Source organism: Pedobacter cryoconitis (assembly GCF_014200595.1).
GTDB classification, from domain to species: domain Bacteria; phylum Bacteroidota; class Bacteroidia; order Sphingobacteriales; family Sphingobacteriaceae; genus Pedobacter; species Pedobacter cryoconitis_C.
Map to the genome: position 1 here is coordinate 283995 of NZ_JACHCG010000006.1, position 20065 is coordinate 304059.

Here is a 20065-nt window from a genome sequence, read left to right on the forward strand (position 1 = left end):
GAAATTTAACCTAAAACCATATGAAAAAAGTAATTATTTTAATCCTCCTTGCAGGGCTTTTTAGTGCCTGTTCCAAAGTAAATAATGGGAATTTTGGTCAGCCTGCAACCTCAAAAGACAAGACCATGTTACTTGCGCTGACCAGTTATTATGTCAATGGCACAACCGGAAATGACACCAATACGGGTACATCCGCAGCTGCGGCATTAAAAACAATTCAGGCTGCCTTAAATAAAACAACGAACGGGGCTGGCAGTACAATTTTCGTGGCTGGCGGAACCTATAAAGAAAGACTAACCTGGCCTAATTCGGGTGCTTCTTCAACTGAACCTATTACCCTGACTAATTACAACAGTGGGGTAGTGATTATTGATGGCGACAATGCAACCAATACAGCACAAAATGCAATGATTGCTATTTCAAGTAAAAGCCATATCCGGATCCAGTCTGTCCGGATTGCCAACAATATCCGGAGTTTCGCTTCCGGGATCTACATGTCTGGCTCAGGCACAGATGTACAATTTACAGATTGTAAGCTATACAATATCGGATGGACATCAAATGCCAGCAGCAGGCCTGAACCAAAAGATAATGCGAATCCATTCGTTATCATCGGTTCAACTGCAAACTCCTATAACCAGATCTATATTGGAAGCAATGAAGTTTATAATTGCAATACAGGTTACAGTGAAGGTCTTACTATAGCTGGAAATGTAGAAAACTTCCTGATCGAAAATAATACAATACATGACATCACCAATATCGGGATAGATATGACAGGTAATTATGCCTGGACAGGTGCACCCGCAAATGTAAATTTTGCACGCAATGGGAATGTGAAATACAATAAAGTTTACCGCTGTGTTTCACCTATAGCAACTTCTGCTGGTATTTATGTAGACGGAGCAAAATGGATCAATATTGAAGGAAATACCTGTTATGAGAACTCAACGGGGATCAGTGCTGGTTGTGAGAACGATAACAACAGCACAGATGGCATCAATATCAGAAGTAATTTCATCTATAATAATATAGAAGCTGGAATAATAATGGGCTCAAATGCAGCAAACAGTAAGGTTATTAATTCTACGATCACAAATAACACTTTATTTAAAAACTATTCAAAAACTGGTTGGGGAGGAGAAATCCATCTTCAAAATACAGATCATCTTACCATCAGGAACAATATTATTCAGTCTGCAAGTAATATTGTGATCGTAGCTTCTACTAATTATAACTCCACTAACCTGGTATTTGATTATAACAACTACTTCTCTGCTTCTGGTTCTTCGAACACTGTTACATTTGACTGGGCAGGGATTAACGGTACTACCTATGGCTCTTTTGCAGCGTTCAAAACGGCAACAGGTTTAGATACAAATTCAAATTATAGTACACCTTCCTTTGTTTCAGCAAGTTTGCCCAGCCCAAATCTTCATTTAGGCAGTACTTCTCTATGTATCAACAGAGGTTTACCCTCATTTGTAGCTCAACCCGGAGAATTTGATATCGATAAAGAAGCGAGAGTAAGAAATGGGCGCGTAGATATTGGAGCGGACGAATCAGCTTATTAATAATTATCCATTCATCTTAAAGTTATATTTTGAAAAGAATAAAGAATTTATTTGAAATCACCTCCCAGTTTAAATGTCATGTTGATATTTCTTCTCTTAAATCATATGGGACAGGGCATATCAATGATACCTACCGGCTGAAGAACCTGGTGAGCGAAGAGCATGACTATTTGCTTCAGAAAATCAATCATCATGTTTTTAAAGATGTTCCCAGGCTTACGGAAAACATATGCAGGGTTATTGCACATCTTAAAAATAAGATGGTTATGGCTGGTAAAGGTAACCCTGAGAAAGAGGTCATGACGATGGTTGCCACTAAATCGGGCCCTTATTTTTATCAGGATAGCAATGGTGAATATTGGAGAATGTGTCATTTTCTAAAGAATACCAAAACCTATGATGTGGTTGAAACCGAAAAGCAGGCTTATGAAGGTGGAAAAGCTTTCGGGAAATTTCAAGCTATGCTCTGCGACCTTTCTCCGGAAGTAATGTATGAGGTGATTCCTGATTTTCATAATATCGAAAAAAGGTTGGGGCAACTGGCACATGCGGTGAATGCAGATTCTTTTGACCGTGTTCAGCAGGTGTTACCGGAACTGGAAACCATACAAGCCAGCGCTAAGTCGATGCTGTTTTTTCAGGAGGATGAACAGCGGCTCACTTTGCCCATGCGGGTAACCCACAATGACACTAAGTTTAATAATGTGCTGTTGAATTTAAAAGGGAAAGCGCAATGTATCATAGATCTGGACACCGTAATGGCCGATTATATCGCTTATGATTTTGGGGATGCTATCCGCACGATCATTAATACAGCCGCTGAGGATGAACCAGAATTGTCAAATATCAAATTAAACCTTCCCCTATTTAACGCCTATACGAAAGGATATATGGAAGAAGCCGGGCAATTTATGAACGAGTGGGAGCTAAACTCATTAATCAAGGGTGTTCTGTTGTTGCCTTATATGCAGGCAGTCAGGTTTTTAACAGATTACCTTAACGGAGACGCTTATTATAAGATCGAGTCTCCTCATCATAATCTTCAACGTACCAGAGCACAACTTCAACTGCTAAAGGAGTTGCTCATCCAATCTCCGATTCTGGAAGAAGTAATATTTAAAGAGGCGGGAAAACATCAGTTAATTAAGAGCTAAAATTATGGATAGAAGACATTTTTGTGCCAACGGATTAGTTGGATTGGCGGGGCTTACTTTAATGCCGTCCGGAGTATTATTTGCTAATGCTAAAGACAAAGTCAGATTAGGTTATATAGGCGTGGGCTTAAGAGGGCGAAACCATATCAGCGAAGGACTTCTTCGTTCTGATGTGGAAATAGTTGCGATTTGTGATACGCAGGAAAGCTCTTTAAAGTATTGCCGCGCACAATTTGTAAAGGCAGGCAAGAAGCTTCCTGCCGAATATACAGGAGGGCTTGATGCCTATAAAAAACTGCTGGAAAGAAAAGATATAGATGCGGTAATTATTGCAACGCCATGGGAGTATCATAAAGAACAGTCTATTGATGCGATGAGAGCTGGAAAGTATGTTGGTTGTGAGGTGATTGCAGGTATTACGGTAGCAGATCACTGGGAAATCTTAAAGGTCTACGAAGAGACGAAAATCCCTTACATGACGCTTGAAAATGTTTGTTACCGCCGTGATGTACTCGCTGTATTGAACATGGTCAGGAATAATATTTTTGGGGAAATTGTTCATTTAGAGGGTGGATATCAGCATGATCTCAGAGGTGTTTTGCTGAATGATGGAAAAAACTTTGATGGAAAGGGTGGGGAATTTGGGCCGGATACAGTTGGTGAGGCTCAGTGGCGCACACAATGGAACGCAGACCGGAACGGAGACATTTACCCTACACATGGTGCTGGCCCGATTATGAATTATATCGATATCAATAGAGGTAACAGGTTTACAAACCTGGTTTCTTTTGCCTCAAAATCAAGAGGGTTGCACCAGTATATTGAGAAAGCATCTCCTGGAAATAAAAATCTTGCCGTAAACTTCAAAAATGGTGATCTGGTGACCACGATGCTGAACTGTGCAAACGGAGAAACGGTGACTTTAACACACGATACGCATTTACCCAGACCTTACTCTTTAGGATTCAGGGTACAGGGAACCCGCGGTTTGTGGATGGATGTAGCTGATTCCATTTACATAGAAGGTGAATCGGGAACTTATGATGAATGGGATAAAGCTAAAATATGGCTGGATAAATATGACCACCCACTATGGAAAAAGCATCAGCATGAGGCAGATGGTGCCGGCCACGGAGGGATGGATTGGTTTGTATTTAACGCTTTTATAGAGTCTGTTAAACAGAAGATACAAACCCCGATTGATATTTACGATTCGTTAACGATGAGCGTCATTACCCCGCTTTCTGAAAAGTCAATACAGGAAGGAAATATGCCACAGCAATTTCCTGATTTTACTAAAGGAAAATGGAAAGAGCTTAAAAATACATTTGCACTGAATACTAATTTTTAAACACCTAACCTACAAATTATGAAAAACACAATTCTAGTATCAATGATGATGCTTTCTTTGACTGCCTGTCGGAAAGAAAGTGCGAACAATGGCGACAACAATGTCGCAAGTGGTAATCAGGATCAGGCTGCTCAGGTTTCCTGGTGGCAGCCCAAAGCTGGTGTAACATTTGACTGGTGTCTGGATGACCTGAAAAACAGTGATACATTTACCGCAGAAGTAGTTGATGTGGATGCATTTACGACAACTGCCCAGCAGGTAGCGGCATTACATGCGCAAGGTAAAAAGGTAATTGCATACATTTCTGCCGGAACAATTGAAGACGACAGGCCGGATATCAATCTGCTTCCAAAAGAAGTGATTGGCCAGGTATATCCGGAGTGGCCAAAAGAGCGCTGGCTTGATATCAGGCAACGGGAAAAACTAAGACCCTGGCTTAATTCACGTATTGATAGAATTCTTAGTAAAGGATTTGATGCGATAGAGCCTGATAATCTGGATAGTTACAGTAATGAAACAGGATTCGATATCAGTATCAATGACACTAAACTGTATTGTGACTTTCTGATTAAACTGGCTCATGACAAAGGTCTGGGCATTGGTCAGAAAAATGTACCTGAACTATCTGCGGAATACAGTAAGAAGTTTGATTGGGTACTGACTGAAGATGCCTTTGATCAAAAATGGGAGAATGATGTGAAACCCTATATTACACAAAATAAACCTGTATTTGCAGTTGAGTACACTGATCAGACATCACAAAGTACATTCTCAAATACTATATGTCCCAAAGCTAAGAATTTAAAATATTCTGCTATTCTTAAGAAAAGAGGGCTGGATAAGTGGGTTTTTAAATGTAAATAGGTAGCCTTGTAGAATTTTCTGTTTGGCAACGTACCCACAAAGACGATAAATTTTCAAAATCTATCGCCTTTGTGGGTTTTGTTTAATATAAAAATATTTCAGATTATTTTAATATATTTGCCTTATTTGATGTTTTAGGTGTGTAAATTTTGCATTAGGTTAATCTTAAGTTTCATGTTACTGTGTTTTTATTTAAAGTTAAGTATCTATCTGATCTACTGAAGTATACCTATATTTTGTAAGCTATTGTGAAAGCTGACGGAGTTATATCAATTAAGGTATGGGTGCTAATAACTAAAGGCTATTCGAGCTGGTTCGTTAAATGTAACCAGTTCCAAAGTAATATTGCTACTATAAAAATTAATGCCTCATGAAATTAAGATTATTTAGTTCAGTTTTTTGTGCTCTGATATCAGGCTCCCTTACTCTTCAGGCTCAGGTGCCTCAGGATACTACATTATCTGTTTATAATAATCAGACAGAGATTACCGCTAAGAGCAGCGTGACACTCAAGTCTGGATTTTATATCCCAGCAGGAAAAAATGTGCGGATTTTTACTGCTGCCAGTTTTTTAAACTGGGCAAATTTGTCCAGTAAGCCAAGCAGTGACCAGAATTATATTTTGACCCGGGTATTTAAAAAGGAAGGGGTCAAAGATGATGCAACGGCTGCTTTAAATACTTACAAGACACATGAGGTAAACCAGACGGTACAGTATTTTGATGGGCTGGGGCGTCCGTTACAAACTGTAATTGTACAGGGGAGCCCGAAATTTGCCGATGTGGTACAACCGGTTGTCTACGATGCTTTTGGACGGGAGGTGGTTAAATACCAGCCTTATGCGGTTACCAGTAATGGAGGTGCTTATCGTACTGACGGGCCGACAGCAGCCAATGCTTTTTACAAAAATCCTACTACCGGTATTGCCTCTACCGACCACTCTTATGCAGTAACTGTTTTTGAACCTTCTCCTTTGAACCGGGTTGTAGAGCAGGGAGCTTTTGGCACTTCGTGGCAGCCGGTCAGTGGCTCTGATGCCGGGCATACCCAGAAAATTGTATACGGAACCAATGCGGATGAGGTCAAACTCTGGGCAGTGAGTGCAGATGGGGCTTCGGGCACAACCAACTATACTGCTGGAAAATTATATAAAACTACGGCTAAAGACGAAAACTGGAAAGCGGCTGATCTGAAAGCCGGTACCACTGATGAATATAAAGATTTTGAAGGCCGTGTGGTCTTGAAACGGATCTGGGAAAGTGATACCCGGAGCCTGTCTACTTATTATGTTTATGATGACCTGGGCAATTTGCGTTATGTACTGCCTCCGGCAGTTAACGAAAATGGGCAGAGTGTGCTGAGTAGTTTTAAAGAATCAGATGCTGCCTTTCTTCAGTTTATTTATGGTTATCGTTATGATGGACGAAGTAGAGTGATCGAGAAGAAGATCCCGGGTAAAGGCTGGGAATATCTAATTTACAATAAGCTTGACCAGGTGGTGTTAACCCAGGATGCTAACCAGCGCTTGAATAGCTGGTGGGTATTTACCAAATATGATGCTTTTGGACGTGTGGTGAGTTCTGGTCCGTATGCCAATGCTGCTAAACGTGACGCTTTGCAGCTCACGGTAGATGGGCAAACTGTGCTGTGGGAGAATAAAATAACCACTGATATTGGGTATGATAATTTGTCCTTTCCTCAAGGGGTAACCAGTTACTATGTAATCAATTACTATGATGATTATGGCTTTCCTGGCAATACTTTCGGGGAACCGGGCAGTAATCAGGTTGGCGCAGCACGTACGAAGTCTTTGTTGACAGGTAATAAAGTAAATGTACTGGGGACTACTAAAATGCTGCTTTCAGTTCATTATTATGATGCTGAAGGACGGGTAATCCAGACTAAGAGTCAGAACCATCTGGACGGGCAGGACATTATTGACAATACTTATAATTTTACAGGAGAACTGACCGCCAGTACAAGGAGTCATACCGGAAGCAGTACCGGGGTAGCAACCAGCATTGCCAACCGTTATTTCTATGACCACATGGGGCGCAAAATTGCCACATTGGAAAATATCAACGGACAGGGCGAGGTAGTACTGAGTAAACTGGATTATACCGAAACCGGGCAACTGGTTAACAAACAACTGCACAGTACAAACAATGGCGGTTCTTATCTGCAACAAACTAGTTATGCTTACAATGAAAGAGGCTGGCTAAGCAAAAGCCTGAGCAATGAGTTCAATTTGCAGTTGAAATATGAAGATGGATCACAGTGGAACGGGAATATTTCGGGTCAGGTTTGGGGAAGAGGCGCCGGGAAATTAGACCATACTTTTACCTATAGTTATGATAAACTGAACAGGCTAACCGATGCGGTATCACCGGGACTGGGAGAAAGTATCAGTTATGATGTGGTGGGTAATATCAAGACGCTGACCAGGGATGGAAAAGTGAATACCTATAGTGGATATACGGGTAACCAGCTGACTAAAATAACTGGCTTTACAACGAGCAGTTACGATTATGATGACAATGGTAATCTAAAAAAGGACAGTGAAAAGAATATCAACTTAACATACAATTACCTGAACCTGCCGGAGACGGTTACAGGAAGCCAGAACATCAGTTACACGTATGATGCATCAGGAAACAAGCTGAGAAAAAAGGTGGGTAATGTGGTTACTAATTATATTGGTGGTATCCAGCACAAGACCGACGGTACAATTGATATCATTACGACTGAGGAAGGTATGGCCAGGAATAACAACGGGACATACAGTTATGAATATATGCTGACGGATCATCTGGGAAATAACCGGGCAACATTTCACAATCTTCCGGGTGTGGGTATTGAAGTTATGCAAAAGGATGATTATTTTGCATTTGGTTTAAGGAAAGAAGTACTGCGTGGATCGAATGATAACAAGTACCTTTACAATAAGAAAGAGTTACAGGAAGAGTTAGGGGAGTATGATTACGGGGCTAGGCTTTATGATCCAGTGATTGGACGGTTTACAACGGTAGACCCACTTGCTGAAACAAGCAGACGACACTCGCCTTATACATATGGTTTGAATAATCCGATCCGTTTTATTGATCCGGATGGAATGGAGGCCACGGATTGGGTTAAAGGGAAGAATGGTATATACTGGGATAAAAATGCGAACGATCAAAGTACTACTAAAGCTGGAGACACCTATTTAGGAAAGGATTTGACATTCACTTTTAATAGTTATATTAATGATACTTTTGATGGGCCAAATCCACCTTGGGGAGCAGCGGGAGATAAGTTGACGTCTACAATTAACCTAACTTCAAATGAAGATGCAGATGGGAATCTTACTTCAGTCGATGTAAAATCATCTTATGAAGTTAGCAAAACCGGAGGGTTGGATATATTTAAAGGCCGTGATTATTTTCCCGGACTTGGAAAAGATCAAAATATGGGCATTAATATTACTAATTCTAATGGTTTTAATGCAACGTTTGAACAGCATGCAAGTGTGCCTGGCCTTGAAGCAGCGGGATTAGCTTTATTGGGCTATAGCTCAGTAAATGTTGCACAAAAATTGACGCTTGGACTTTCTGGTAATAACCTTTCAGTTAGTGCTGCTACTGATGTCTTTCCGTCGGCAACCTTATCAGTTAATGGTAATCAATTGTTTAAATATAACCAGCCTTCGTTTAAGGGAACGCATGGTAACGATTTGATAAATTTTGGTACACGAACTAGTGCTCCGAGTATAATTGGCAGGCCAGCGCCTAATTTTTATAATCGATATAAAAAATAAAGAATGACAGCTTTTTCAAAATTTGCAGGATATATTTTATTGAAATGGACTTTATTCTATATCTATCAATTTACCGAGGGTAGCACTAGATGGAGTTTTAATAAAGTCAATGGTGAAGGTCTTTTTTTAGCAGCATTTATGTTGCTTGCATTGCCATTAATAGAGCTTGTCATACTTTTTTTTCCTTTACAGTTGGCTTTAAAACAAAAGGGTTGGATAGCAATGCTGCTTTTAATAGCAACTTTTGGCCTAGAGTTTATAATAGGGTGGTTTGCTACCAATCAGCACTTTGAAATTTGGATGGCAGTTAAAATTGGCCTAAGCATACTGCTTTTTTTGTTCATGTATAGGAAGCAATTGAGCATGTAAACAGCAAAGTCTGGTCGATTGAGCCAAGCTTTGCTGTTTAGCTAATAGGCTGCATATCTGATTATGCGGCCTATTATTGTTTTTATACCTGCAAGTTGTGTTTTTGGGTACCCAAAAACCTGCTTGCCTTCGCTTAGGAGCGAAGGAGAGGAAACCTTCGCAACTTGGTTTCTGCTACAGGGTTACTTACTGCCTTTTAAGAGTTCGTTCTTTTCCCTTTCAGCTTGTAACAGACGTTCGTAAAGTTCCATTACCTTGTCCAGCGGGTTAAAGGTGCACTGGTAGTTGAAATAACTCTGATCGTGGAAGTAGTTGATAATGGCATCTTCAGTGAAGCTCTTGATGGCCTGGGGTGTAACGCCTAAAGCCTTTGCAACCTTGCCAAGTGTTTCTTCTTCCACGCTCTCGCTTTGCTCGATCTTGGAAATCGTCTGCTGGCTGACGCCCATCTCAATAGCGAGGTGATCCTGTTTAATACCTCTGATCTCTCTGATCCGGCTGATCTTTCTGCCGATATGAATTGTTTCTGCCATAATGTTTATGTAAAAAGCTGCTATAAAGCAGCAATATTGTTGTTAAAAAAATCCTTGAACTTCTTTTTGGTGAGCATGGTATCTATGATCTTAAAGACCACCGTGCGGTCTTCCTCATCGAGCTGGTTGATTAGGTTGACCTGTTCAAAATTGGGTTTGTCCTGAATGGTGACCTCTACAGGCTGATTGTCGAAATGTACCACCTGGTCAATGGTCATGCCGAAGTACCCGGCAAAGCGTTCCAGTTCATCAATAGCAATATCACGTGTATTGTTCTCCACCTTGTTATAGCTGGTATAGGGGATGTTCAGTTCAGCGGCCAATTGCTTTTGCAGCAATCCTTTGCGTTCCCTGATCTTCTTAATGTTATCGCCTAAGCTCATGACGTTTGGTTTTCTTCCAAAAATACCCATAAAAGCTATTTTAATCAATATGTTGCGTTATTGCTGATTTTGTAGTTGCCAAAATAGGTATTAATTGTTAGGTTTGCTATATCGAAAATAGCAATAAATAGTTTAGATGGATAAAAAGGCCAAACTGATCACAGAAAACCCTGAATTACTGCTCTACCTGGAGGGTAAATTGCACATAACTGTTCTGGGAGGCATCAAACTGACCGGCCTTGACCGGTTGAAGGTCACGCTAAAGCTGATCATTGCCGGTAAGCCGTCCAATGCGTTCCGCCATAACCTTGACCTGTACAACAGTATGCAGAGTGAGCAGCTGATCGAAAAGGCATCCGAAACACTGGATATCAGCAGCAGCGAGCTGTCACAGGTCATTAACGGATTGGTCACCGCATTGGAAAACTACCGTGGAGAGCGTCTGGAATCCATGAAGCCGAAACAGCCGGAGAAAAGAACGTTATCAGAAACGGAACGTAAAGCAGCCATTACTTTCCTGAAATCCCCTAACCTGTTACAGCGCACCAAACAGGTCATTGCCGATAGCGGGCTGATCGGGGAAGAAAACAACAGCCTGATCGCTTACCTGACCTATACGAGCCGGAAACGGCACACCCCTTTACATCTGATGTGCCTGGGTGCCTCCGGCACCGGCAAGACCTGGCTGCAGGAGAAAGTATCAGAGCTGATGCCTGAGGAGGATAAATTGGAAATCACCTCACTTTCCAGCAACGCCTTTTATTACTTCGGCAGGGAAGAATTGAAACACAAGTTGTTATTGATCGAGGATCTGGATGGAGCAGAAAGCGTACTTTATCCTTTGAGAGAACTGCAAAGTAAACGTAAAATCAGTAAAACGGTGACCTTGAAGGACAATAAAGGCAACCTGAAAACGGTAACGCTGAATGTAGAAGGGCCAGTGTGCGTATCAGGCTGCACCACCAGGGAACAATTGTATGAAGACAATGCGAACCGCTGCATCCTTTTGTATATGGACAATAGTATCGAGCAGGATAAAAAGATCATGGAATACCAGCGTAAGCTAAGTGCCGGCCAGGTTGATGAATCCGGACAGCATAAGCTGAAAGAGCAGATCAAGAACGTACAGCGGATCTTAAAGCCGATTACCGTTAAAAACCCTTATGCTACTTATCTGCAGTTGCCGGAGGAAGTCTTTAAACCGAGGCGTACCATGCTGTTGTTGTTGCTTTTTACCGAGACAATCACCTATTACCACCAGTACCAGCGAAGCTTGAAGACCGATACCGACACCGGGGAGCAATATATTGAAAGTACACTGGAAGATGTGGAAGCCGCCTTTACATTGCTTGAAACTACCTTGCTAAAGAAAAGTGATGAACTGAATGATGCCTGCCGAAGCTTCTTTGAAAAGCTGAAAGGCTACCTGAAAGAAAAAGATACCGAAAGCTTTTACAGCAAAGAGATCCGCTCGGCATTCCGACTGACACCCAGCAGTATCGGGCGTTATTTGTATGAGCTGGAAAGAATGGGTTATATCAAGATCACCCGTGGTAACCGCTATAAAGGCTTTGAATACAAGGTGCAGAGTTGGAATGATCTGGAGAGTTTGCAGCAGAGCAGCAAAATGCTGGTCAGCAGCATCCTTGAAAATATCAAATCAGTATCCCGTAACCCAGCGGTATCCCACAGCGGTGATGGGTTACCTAAAGTGCAGAAAGACAGCAGGAAAGAAGCAGTAACTCAGAGTAAGTAAAAAATGTACAGTTAGCAAAAAAAGCAAATCATGAAAAACCCGCTCTATATCCGTTTAAACGCAGGCTTTAGTGAATGGCTAAGGATACTGAACTTTGATCACACCAGCCAAAGGGATATGCCTGTGATGCTAAAGGCGTTCCTGATCTTTCTGGAAGAAAATGACTGCAACAGCATTACCGGTATCACAGAAAGCCACCTGGAAAATTACCTGCAGCACCTAAGTGAGCAGCCCTGTAAAACCAAACCAGGCACATTGAGCCTAAACTATATCCGTAAACACCTGCAGGTGATCCGCAAGTTTGCCCGGTACCTTGCCGAGAGCGGACAAGAAAGCTTTTCAGTGAAAGTGCAACTCAAAGGCAAATCTACCAATATCAAAAGCATCCTGACCAAAAAGGAAGTTGCCAGGCTGTACGAGGCGACTACAGAAAGTGTACTGGGGTTAAGGGACAGGGCATTATTGACGCTGTATTACGGTTGTGGTTTGAGGAAAAGCGAGGGCTTAAGCTTAAATATTGATGATATCCTGCTGGAAAAAGAACTGGTGCTGGTACGCAAAGGCAAAGGTTATAAAGCAAGGTATGTTCCTTTGACCGGGAGCAATAAAAAAGACCTGGAATACTACCTGAACTTCTCCAGGCCTTACCTGCTCAGCGGTAAAAAGGAACCGGCATTATTACTGAACGCAAACGGAAAAAGGTTAAAGACCGCTTTTGAACGGATGCAGAAACTACGGTCAGCATCAGGGATAAAAAAGCCTATCGGCCCGCATACCTTGCGCCACAGTATTGCTACACACCTGTTGCAGTCTGGTATGAAGCTGGAACAGATCCAGCGGTTCTTAGGCCATAGCAGCCTGGAAAGCACACAGATCTATACCCATATTGTTAATGAACTTTGAGGAGTACTTAAAAGAACTGGGCTTAAAGCCTGTTACGGTTTACCAGCACCGTAAATATGTCAGCTACTTTCTGTCCTGGCTTGCAGAAGAAGAGCGTTCGGGCTTAAGCTTGCAACAAGTCAGCTATACCGAGATCCTGGATTATGCAGATCATCAGCGTCAGGTGGGCAATCAGGTTAACCTGGTTAACAGGATGCTGCTGGCGGTAAGGTATTACTTTACTTACCTGCAAAAGGAAGATAAAATAACCCACAATCCTGCTGCCGGAATCAGCTTAAAGGGAGCGATAAGGACAGTCCCAAAAGACCTGCTGGAAAAAGCAGAACTGGAAGCTTTATATGAGAGCTATGTGGTCAGCGATGAGCGGAGCCAGCGGAATAAGGTTATGTTGTCCCTGTTGATCTATCAGGGAATCAGCAATGCGGAGCTGCATAAACTGGAGGCCGGCCATATCAAGTTAAAGGAAGGGAAAATCTATGTTCCAGCATCTCCGCAGAGCAACAGCAGGTTGCTGAAACTGGAAGCCTTCCAGGTCATGGAACTATATGAATATATCCATGTAACCAGGTCAAAGATACTGGCAGAGCGCAGTAAAGAACGTTCAGGGAGAAAGCCCAAAGCAATGAAATCAGCCAGGCAGATCCACCAGCTTTTTATCAGTATGAACGGTTGTGAAAACATCAAAAACAGCTTATACCACTTTAACCAGGCTTTGCGGAAACTGAATCCTAAGTATAAAAATGCGGCACAGATCCGGCAGAGTGTGATTACCGAATGGTTAAAAGAAAAGGACTTACGGACAGTCCAGTACATGGCTGGGCACCGGTATGTAAGCTCTACGGAGCGTTACCAGACCACTAATCTGGAGGATCTGAAAGAAGCACTGAACAAACACCACCCCTTAAAATAAAAGCATAAAAAAATGAGCAAGCGGGAATTGGGCAGCAGCCCTATTCTCTGCCCTCACGCTACCGCTAAGGGCTATTAAAGTATCCTCCGGGGATACTTTACCCTCTTTAAGCTATCGGCAAGGCCGAAAAAAGGATACTGATGGGGATACTCTGGTACTGGAAGCCTGCGGCAGCATGGTGCTTCGCAGATATAGTTGGGGAATCTTCCATTCCCCAAACCCCTTTGGAACCTCTTACTGATAGAAAGAGCCGCTCTTTACTCCCCACTGCCAAAGCACTTTCCATCAGTAAGAGGTCACCACCCAAAGCAACCACCGGGAGTAGTAAAGTTGTTTTTGTATAGCAAAAACATAAACTTGCTCCATCAGGGCTCCCTGCAACGCACCAATGAGAATAGAGGTTCGGGGAGATGATCTGTTAAGCCCCAAAAAGCGGAAGAAGGGGAAGCTGTCAAGGGAACGTGGAATAAATGGCCAATGCGGGCAGGCTAAGAGCGTTTATGCCGCGAAAGTCCCTTTACTGCTTTCCCTTCGGAGGCTATCTTTGCTGTAACAGATGATCTTCCTACCAGTAAAAGCCAAAAAATCAACGCACCAACGGCCTTGTAAAACCCAAACAAAAAACTAACTTTACGCTAAAGGAACGTTCTTTATAAAGCTGAAAAGTAGCTGCCAGCGAATCCGGCGAACTGTAAAACAGTTGCATAAGGGTGTTAGATTACGGGGCTAGGCTTTATGATCCAGTGATTGGACGGTTTACAACGGTAGACCCACTTGCTGAAACAAGCAGACGACACTCGCCTTATACATATGGTTTGAATAATCCGATCCGTTTTATTGATCCGGATGGAATGGAGGCCACGGATTGGGTTAAAGGGAAGAATGGTATATACTGGGATAAAAATGCGAACGATCAAAGTACTACTAAAGCTGGAGACACCTATTTAGGAAAGGATTTGACATTCACTTTTAATAGTTATATTAATGATACTTTTGATGGGCCAAATCCACCTTGGGGAGCAGCGGGAGATAAGTTGACGTCTACAATTAACCTAACTTCAAATGAAGATGCAGATGGGAATCTTACTTCAGTCGATGTAAAATCATCTTATGAAGTTAGCAAAACCGGAGGGTTGGATATATTTAAAGGCCGTGATTATTTTCCCGGACTTGGAAAAGATCAAAATATGGGCATTAATATTACTAATTCTAATGGTTTTAATGCAACGTTTGAACAGCATGCAAGTGTGCCTGGCCTTGAAGCAGCGGGATTAGCTTTATTGGGCTATAGCTCAGTAAATGTTGCACAAAAATTGACGCTTGGACTTTCTGGTAATAACCTTTCAGTTAGTGCTGCTACTGATGTCTTTCCGTCGGCAACCTTATCAGTTAATGGTAATCAATTGTTTAAATATAACCAGCCTTCGTTTAAGGGAACGCATGGTAACGATTTGATAAATTTTGGTACACGAACTAGTGCTCCGAGTATAATTGGCAGGCCAGCGCCTAATTTTTATAATCGATATAAAAAATAAAGAATGACAGCTTTTTCAAAATTTGCAGGATATATTTTATTGAAATGGACTTTATTCTATATCTATCAATTTACCGAGGGTAGCACTAGATGGAGTTTTAATAAAGTCAATGGTGAAGGTCTTTTTTTAGCAGCATTTATGTTGCTTGCATTGCCATTAATAGAGCTTGTCATACTTTTTTTTCCTTTACAGTTGGCTTTAAAACAAAAGGGTTGGATAGCAATGCTGCTTTTAATAGCAACTTTTGGCCTAGAGTTTATAATAGGGTGGTTTGCTACCAATCAGCACTTTGAAATTTGGATGGCAGTTAAAATTGGCCTAAGCATACTGCTTTTTTTGTTCATGTATAGGAAGCAATTGAGCATGTAAACAGCAAAGTCTGGTCGATTGAGCCAAGCTTTGCTGTTTAGCTAATAGGCTGCATATCTGATTATGCGGCCTATTATTGTTTTTATACCTGCAAGTTGTGTTTTTGGGTACCCAAAAACCTGCTTGCCTTCGCTTAGGAGCGAAGGAGAGGAAACCTTCGCAACTTGGTTTCTGCTACAGGGTTACTTACTGCCTTTTAAGAGTTCGTTCTTTTCCCTTTCAGCTTGTAACAGACGTTCGTAAAGTTCCATTACCTTGTCCAGCGGGTTAAAGGTGCACTGGTAGTTGAAATAACTCTGATCGTGGAAGTAGTTGATAATGGCATCTTCAGTGAAGCTCTTGATGGCCTGGGGTGTAACGCCTAAAGCCTTTGCAACCTTGCCAAGTGTTTCTTCTTCCACGCTCTCGCTTTGCTCGATCTTGGAAATCGTCTGCTGGCTGACGCCCATCTCAATAGCGAGGTGATCCTGTTTAATACCTCTGATCTCTCTGATCCGGCTGATCTTTCTGCCGATATGAATTGTTTCTGCCATAATGTTTATGTAAAAAGCTGCTATAAAGCAGCAATATTGTTGTTAAAAAAATCCTTGAACTTCTTTTTGGTGAGCATGGTATCTATGATCTTAAAGACCACCGTGCGGTCTTCCTCATCGAGCTGGTTGATTAGGTTGACCTGTTCAAAATTGGGTTTGTCCTGAATGGTGACCTCTACAGGCTGATTGTCGAAATGTACCACCTGGTCAATGGTCATGCCGAAGTACCCGGCAAAGCGTTCCAGTTCATCAATAGCAATATCACGTGTATTGTTCTCCACCTTGTTATAGCTGGTATAGGGGATGTTCAGTTCAGCGGCCAATTGCTTTTGCAGCAATCCTTTGCGTTCCCTGATCTTCTTAATGTTATCGCCTAAGCTCATGACGTTTGGTTTTCTTCCAAAAATACCCATAAAAGCTATTTTAATCAATATGTTGCGTTATTGCTGATTTTGTAGTTGCCAAAATAGGTATTAATTGTTAGGTTTGCTATATCGAAAATAGCAATAAATAGTTTAGATGGATAAAAAGGCCAAACTGATCACAGAAAACCCTGAATTACTGCTCTACCTGGAGGGTAAATTGCACATAACTGTTCTGGGAGGCATCAAACTGACCGGCCTTGACCGGTTGAAGGTCACGCTAAAGCTGATCATTGCCGGTAAGCCGTCCAATGCGTTCCGCCATAACCTTGACCTGTACAACAGTATGCAGAGTGAGCAGCTGATCGAAAAGGCATCCGAAACACTGGATATCAGCAGCAGCGAGCTGTCACAGGTCATTAACGGATTGGTCACCGCATTGGAAAACTACCGTGGAGAGCGTCTGGAATCCATGAAGCCGAAACAGCCGGAGAAAAGAACGTTATCAGAAACGGAACGTAAAGCAGCCATTACTTTCCTGAAATCCCCTAACCTGTTACAGCGCACCAAACAGGTCATTGCCGATAGCGGGCTGATCGGGGAAGAAAACAACAGCCTGATCGCTTACCTGACCTATACGAGCCGGAAACGGCACACCCCTTTACATCTGATGTGCCTGGGTGCCTCCGGCACCGGCAAGACCTGGCTGCAGGAGAAAGTATCAGAGCTGATGCCTGAGGAGGATAAATTGGAAATCACCTCACTTTCCAGCAACGCCTTTTATTACTTCGGCAGGGAAGAATTGAAACACAAGTTGTTATTGATCGAGGATCTGGATGGAGCAGAAAGCGTACTTTATCCTTTGAGAGAACTGCAAAGTAAACGTAAAATCAGTAAAACGGTGACCTTGAAGGACAATAAAGGCAACCTGAAAACGGTAACGCTGAATGTAGAAGGGCCAGTGTGCGTATCAGGCTGCACCACCAGGGAACAATTGTATGAAGACAATGCGAACCGCTGCATCCTTTTGTATATGGACAATAGTATCGAGCAGGATAAAAAGATCATGGAATACCAGCGTAAGCTAAGTGCCGGCCAGGTTGATGAATCCGGACAGCATAAGCTGAAAGAGCAGATCAAGAACGTACAGCGGATCTTAAAGCCGATTACCGTTAAAAACCCTTATGCTACTTATCTGCAGTTGCCGGAGGAAGTCTTTAAACCGAGGCGTACCATGCTGTTGTTGTTGCTTTTTACCGAGACAATCACCTATTACCACCAGTACCAGCGAAGCTTGAAGACCGATACCGACACCGGGGAGCAATATATTGAAAGTACACTGGAAGATGTGGAAGCCGCCTTTACATTGCTTGAAACTACCTTGCTAAAGAAAAGTGATGAACTGAATGATGCCTGCCGAAGCTTCTTTGAAAAGCTGAAAGGCTACCTGAAAGAAAAAGATACCGAAAGCTTTTACAGCAAAGAGATCCGCTCGGCATTCCGACTGACACCCAGCAGTATCGGGCGTTATTTGTATGAGCTGGAAAGAATGGGTTATATCAAGATCACCCGTGGTAACCGCTATAAAGGCTTTGAATACAAGGTGCAGAGTTGGAATGATCTGGAGAGTTTGCAGCAGAGCAGCAAAATGCTGGTCAGCAGCATCCTTGAAAATATCAAATCAGTATCCCGTAACCCAGCGGTATCCCACAGCGGTGATGGGTTACCTAAAGTGCAGAAAGACAGCAGGAAAGAAGCAGTAACTCAGAGTAAGTAAAAAATGTACAGTTAGCAAAAAAAGCAAATCATGAAAAACCCGCTCTATATCCGTTTAAACGCAGGCTTTAGTGAATGGCTAAGGATACTGAACTTTGATCACACCAGCCAAAGGGATATGCCTGTGATGCTAAAGGCGTTCCTGATCTTTCTGGAAGAAAATGACTGCAACAGCATTACCGGTATCACAGAAAGCCACCTGGAAAATTACCTGCAGCACCTAAGTGAGCAGCCCTGTAAAACCAAACCAGGCACATTGAGCCTAAACTATATCCGTAAACACCTGCAGGTGATCCGCAAGTTTGCCCGGTACCTTGCCGAGAGCGGACAAGAAAGCTTTTCAGTGAAAGTGCAACTCAAAGGCAAATCTACCAATATCAAAAGCATCCTGACCAAAAAGGAAGTTGCCAGGCTGTACGAGGCGACTACAGAAAGTGTACTGGGGTTAAGGGACAGGGCATTATTGACGCTGTATTACGGTTGTGGTTTGAGGAAAAGCGAGGGCTTAAGCTTAAATATTGATGATATCCTGCTGGAAAAAGAACTGGTGCTGGTACGCAAAGGCAAAGGTTATAAAGCAAGGTATGTTCCTTTGACCGGGAGCAATAAAAAAGACCTGGAATACTACCTGAACTTCTCCAGGCCTTACCTGCTCAGCGGTAAAAAGGAACCGGCATTATTACTGAACGCAAACGGAAAAAGGTTAAAGACCGCTTTTGAACGGATGCAGAAACTACGGTCAGCATCAGGGATAAAAAAGCCTATCGGCCCGCATACCTTGCGCCACAGTATTGCTACACACCTGTTGCAGTCTGGTATGAAGCTGGAACAGATCCAGCGGTTCTTAGGCCATAGCAGCCTGGAAAGCACACAGATCTATACCCATATTGTTAATGAACTTTGAGGAGTACTTAAAAGAACTGGGCTTAAAGCCTGTTACGGTTTACCAGCACCGTAAATATGTCAGCTACTTTCTGTCCTGGCTTGCAGAAGAAGAGCGTTCGGGCTTAAGCTTGCAACAAGTCAGCTATACCGAGATCCTGGATTATGCAGATCATCAGCGTCAGGTGGGCAATCAGGTTAACCTGGTTAACAGGATGCTGCTGGCGGTAAGGTATTACTTTACTTACCTGCAAAAGGAAGATAAAATAACCCACAATCCTGCTGCCGGAATCAGCTTAAAGGGAGCGATAAGGACAGTCCCAAAAGACCTGCTGGAAAAAGCAGAACTGGAAGCTTTATATGAGAGCTATGTGGTCAGCGATGAGCGGAGCCAGCGGAATAAGGTTATGTTGTCCCTGTTGATCTATCAGGGAATCAGCAATGCGGAGCTGCATAAACTGGAGGCCGGCCATATCAAGTTAAAGGAAGGGAAAATCTATGTTCCAGCATCTCCGCAGAGCAACAGCAGGTTGCTGAAACTGGAAGCCTTCCAGGTCATGGAACTATATGAATATATCCATGTAACCAGGTCAAAGATACTGGCAGAGCGCAGTAAAGAACGTTCAGGGAGAAAGCCCAAAGCAATGAAATCAGCCAGGCAGATCCACCAGCTTTTTATCAGTATGAACGGTTGTGAAAACATCAAAAACAGCTTATACCACTTTAACCAGGCTTTGCGGAAACTGAATCCTAAGTATAAAAATGCGGCACAGATCCGGCAGAGTGTGATTACCGAATGGTTAAAAGAAAAGGACTTACGGACAGTCCAGTACATGGCTGGGCACCGGTATGTAAGCTCTACGGAGCGTTACCAGACCACTAATCTGGAGGATCTGAAAGAAGCACTGAACAAACACCACCCCTTAAAATAAAAGCATAAAAAAATGAGCAAGCGGGAATTGGGCAGCAGCCCTATTCTCTGCCCTCACGCTACCGCTAAGGGCTATTAAAGTAT

At 42.6% G+C, this 20065-nt stretch carries 19 protein-coding genes; 14 read left to right on the top strand and 5 right to left on the bottom strand.

All coding sequences use genetic code 11. The features are described from left to right. Positions 1 to 20 precede the first annotated feature (20 nt). The 6 genes from HDE70_RS25650 to HDE70_RS25675 all read left to right on the top strand — a co-directional run bounded on the left by HDE70_RS25650 (position 21) and on the right by HDE70_RS25675 (position 9108). Positions 21 to 1574 (top strand): right-handed parallel beta-helix repeat-containing protein, encoded by a 1554-nt coding sequence (locus HDE70_RS25650; protein WP_183892237.1) that lies wholly within the window; start codon positions 21 to 23, stop codon positions 1572 to 1574. Between the two features lie 29 nt (positions 1575 to 1603). Continuing rightward, positions 1604 to 2728, top strand: coding sequence for a phosphotransferase enzyme family protein (locus HDE70_RS25655; RefSeq protein ID WP_183892238.1), 1125 nt, complete (start codon positions 1604 to 1606; stop codon positions 2726 to 2728). Positions 2729 to 2732: 4 nt separating this feature from the next. Next, positions 2733 to 4079, top strand: a complete 1347-nt coding sequence (locus tag HDE70_RS25660; protein WP_183892239.1) for a Gfo/Idh/MocA family protein — start codon at positions 2733 to 2735, stop codon at positions 4077 to 4079. Positions 4080 to 4097: 18 nt separating this feature from the next. After that, a complete protein-coding gene (locus HDE70_RS25665) occupies positions 4098 to 4943 on the top strand; it encodes an endo alpha-1,4 polygalactosaminidase (protein ID WP_183892240.1) in 846 nt (281 codons plus the stop codon). A gap of 370 nt (positions 4944 to 5313) precedes the next feature. Next, positions 5314 to 8739: a DUF6443 domain-containing protein gene (locus HDE70_RS25670; protein WP_183892241.1), complete on the top strand. Its 3426-nt coding sequence runs from the start codon at positions 5314 to 5316 to the stop codon at positions 8737 to 8739. 3 nt (positions 8740 to 8742) lie between these two features. After that, complete coding sequence (locus HDE70_RS25675) at positions 8743 to 9108, top strand: hypothetical protein (RefSeq protein ID WP_183892242.1); 366 nt, start codon at positions 8743 to 8745, stop codon at positions 9106 to 9108. A gap of 182 nt (positions 9109 to 9290) precedes the next feature. Here HDE70_RS25675 and HDE70_RS25680 read toward each other — a convergent pair whose 3' ends face one another. Beyond that, positions 9291 to 9641: a helix-turn-helix domain-containing protein gene (locus tag HDE70_RS25680; protein WP_183892243.1), complete on the bottom strand. Its 351-nt coding sequence runs from the start codon at positions 9639 to 9641 to the stop codon at positions 9291 to 9293. Between the two features lie 20 nt (positions 9642 to 9661). Beyond that, positions 9662 to 10054, bottom strand: coding sequence for a helix-turn-helix domain-containing protein (locus tag HDE70_RS25685; RefSeq protein ID WP_221302127.1), 393 nt, complete (start codon positions 10052 to 10054; stop codon positions 9662 to 9664). Between the two features lie 106 nt (positions 10055 to 10160). On the opposite strand from HDE70_RS25685, the gene HDE70_RS25690 reads away from it, so the two are divergent. From HDE70_RS25690 to HDE70_RS25700, 3 genes are read left to right on the top strand one after another with little or no spacing between them, the layout of a single operon-like run. Further along, on the top strand, positions 10161 to 11780 hold the full coding sequence (locus HDE70_RS25690; RefSeq protein ID WP_183892244.1) for a hypothetical protein: 1620 nt from the start codon (positions 10161 to 10163) through the stop codon (positions 11778 to 11780). Between the two features lie 30 nt (positions 11781 to 11810). After that, complete coding sequence (locus tag HDE70_RS25695) at positions 11811 to 12683, top strand: tyrosine-type recombinase/integrase (protein WP_183892245.1); 873 nt, start codon at positions 11811 to 11813, stop codon at positions 12681 to 12683. Beyond that, entirely contained in the window at positions 12673 to 13593 is a 921-nt protein-coding gene (locus HDE70_RS25700; protein WP_183892246.1) for a tyrosine-type recombinase/integrase, read from the top strand. Before HDE70_RS25695 ends, HDE70_RS25700 begins: the two co-directional genes overlap by 11 nt. A gap of 106 nt (positions 13594 to 13699) precedes the next feature. Here the strand turns inward: HDE70_RS25700 and HDE70_RS25705 are convergent, their stop codons facing one another. Then, positions 13700 to 13879 carry a hypothetical protein gene (locus HDE70_RS25705; RefSeq protein ID WP_183892247.1) on the bottom strand — a complete coding sequence of 60 codons (180 nt, stop codon included), beginning with the start codon at positions 13877 to 13879 and terminating at the stop codon, positions 13700 to 13702. A 424-nt stretch (positions 13880 to 14303) separates the two neighbouring features. Here HDE70_RS25705 and HDE70_RS25710 point away from each other — a divergent pair, with 424 nt between their 5' ends. After that, a complete protein-coding gene (locus HDE70_RS25710; RefSeq protein ID WP_317617438.1) occupies positions 14304 to 15128 on the top strand; it encodes an RHS repeat-associated core domain-containing protein in 825 nt (274 codons plus the stop codon). A gap of 3 nt (positions 15129 to 15131) precedes the next feature. Further along, positions 15132 to 15497: a hypothetical protein gene (locus HDE70_RS25715; protein ID WP_183892242.1), complete on the top strand. Its 366-nt coding sequence runs from the start codon at positions 15132 to 15134 to the stop codon at positions 15495 to 15497. Between the two features lie 182 nt (positions 15498 to 15679). On the opposite strand, the gene HDE70_RS25720 is transcribed toward HDE70_RS25715, so the two are convergent. Then, a complete protein-coding gene (locus tag HDE70_RS25720) occupies positions 15680 to 16030 on the bottom strand; it encodes a helix-turn-helix domain-containing protein (RefSeq protein WP_183892243.1) in 351 nt (116 codons plus the stop codon). 20 nt (positions 16031 to 16050) lie between these two features. Continuing rightward, positions 16051 to 16443 carry a helix-turn-helix domain-containing protein gene (locus HDE70_RS25725; protein WP_221302127.1) on the bottom strand — a complete coding sequence of 131 codons (393 nt, stop codon included), beginning with the start codon at positions 16441 to 16443 and terminating at the stop codon, positions 16051 to 16053. A 106-nt stretch (positions 16444 to 16549) separates the two neighbouring features. On the opposite strand from HDE70_RS25725, the gene HDE70_RS25730 reads away from it, so the two are divergent. Genes HDE70_RS25730 through HDE70_RS25740 form a run of 3 tightly spaced genes read left to right on the top strand, consistent with a single transcriptional unit; the run spans position 16550 to position 19982 of the window. Continuing rightward, positions 16550 to 18169: a hypothetical protein gene (locus HDE70_RS25730; protein WP_183892244.1), complete on the top strand. Its 1620-nt coding sequence runs from the start codon at positions 16550 to 16552 to the stop codon at positions 18167 to 18169. Between the two features lie 30 nt (positions 18170 to 18199). After that, on the top strand, positions 18200 to 19072 hold the full coding sequence (locus HDE70_RS25735; RefSeq protein ID WP_183892245.1) for a tyrosine-type recombinase/integrase: 873 nt from the start codon (positions 18200 to 18202) through the stop codon (positions 19070 to 19072). Continuing rightward, the gene (locus HDE70_RS25740) at positions 19062 to 19982 is read left to right on the top strand and encodes a tyrosine-type recombinase/integrase (protein ID WP_183892246.1); all 921 of its coding nucleotides are present in this window, start codon (positions 19062 to 19064) and stop codon (positions 19980 to 19982) included. Before HDE70_RS25735 ends, HDE70_RS25740 begins: the two co-directional genes overlap by 11 nt. Positions 19983 to 20065 lie beyond the last annotated feature (83 nt).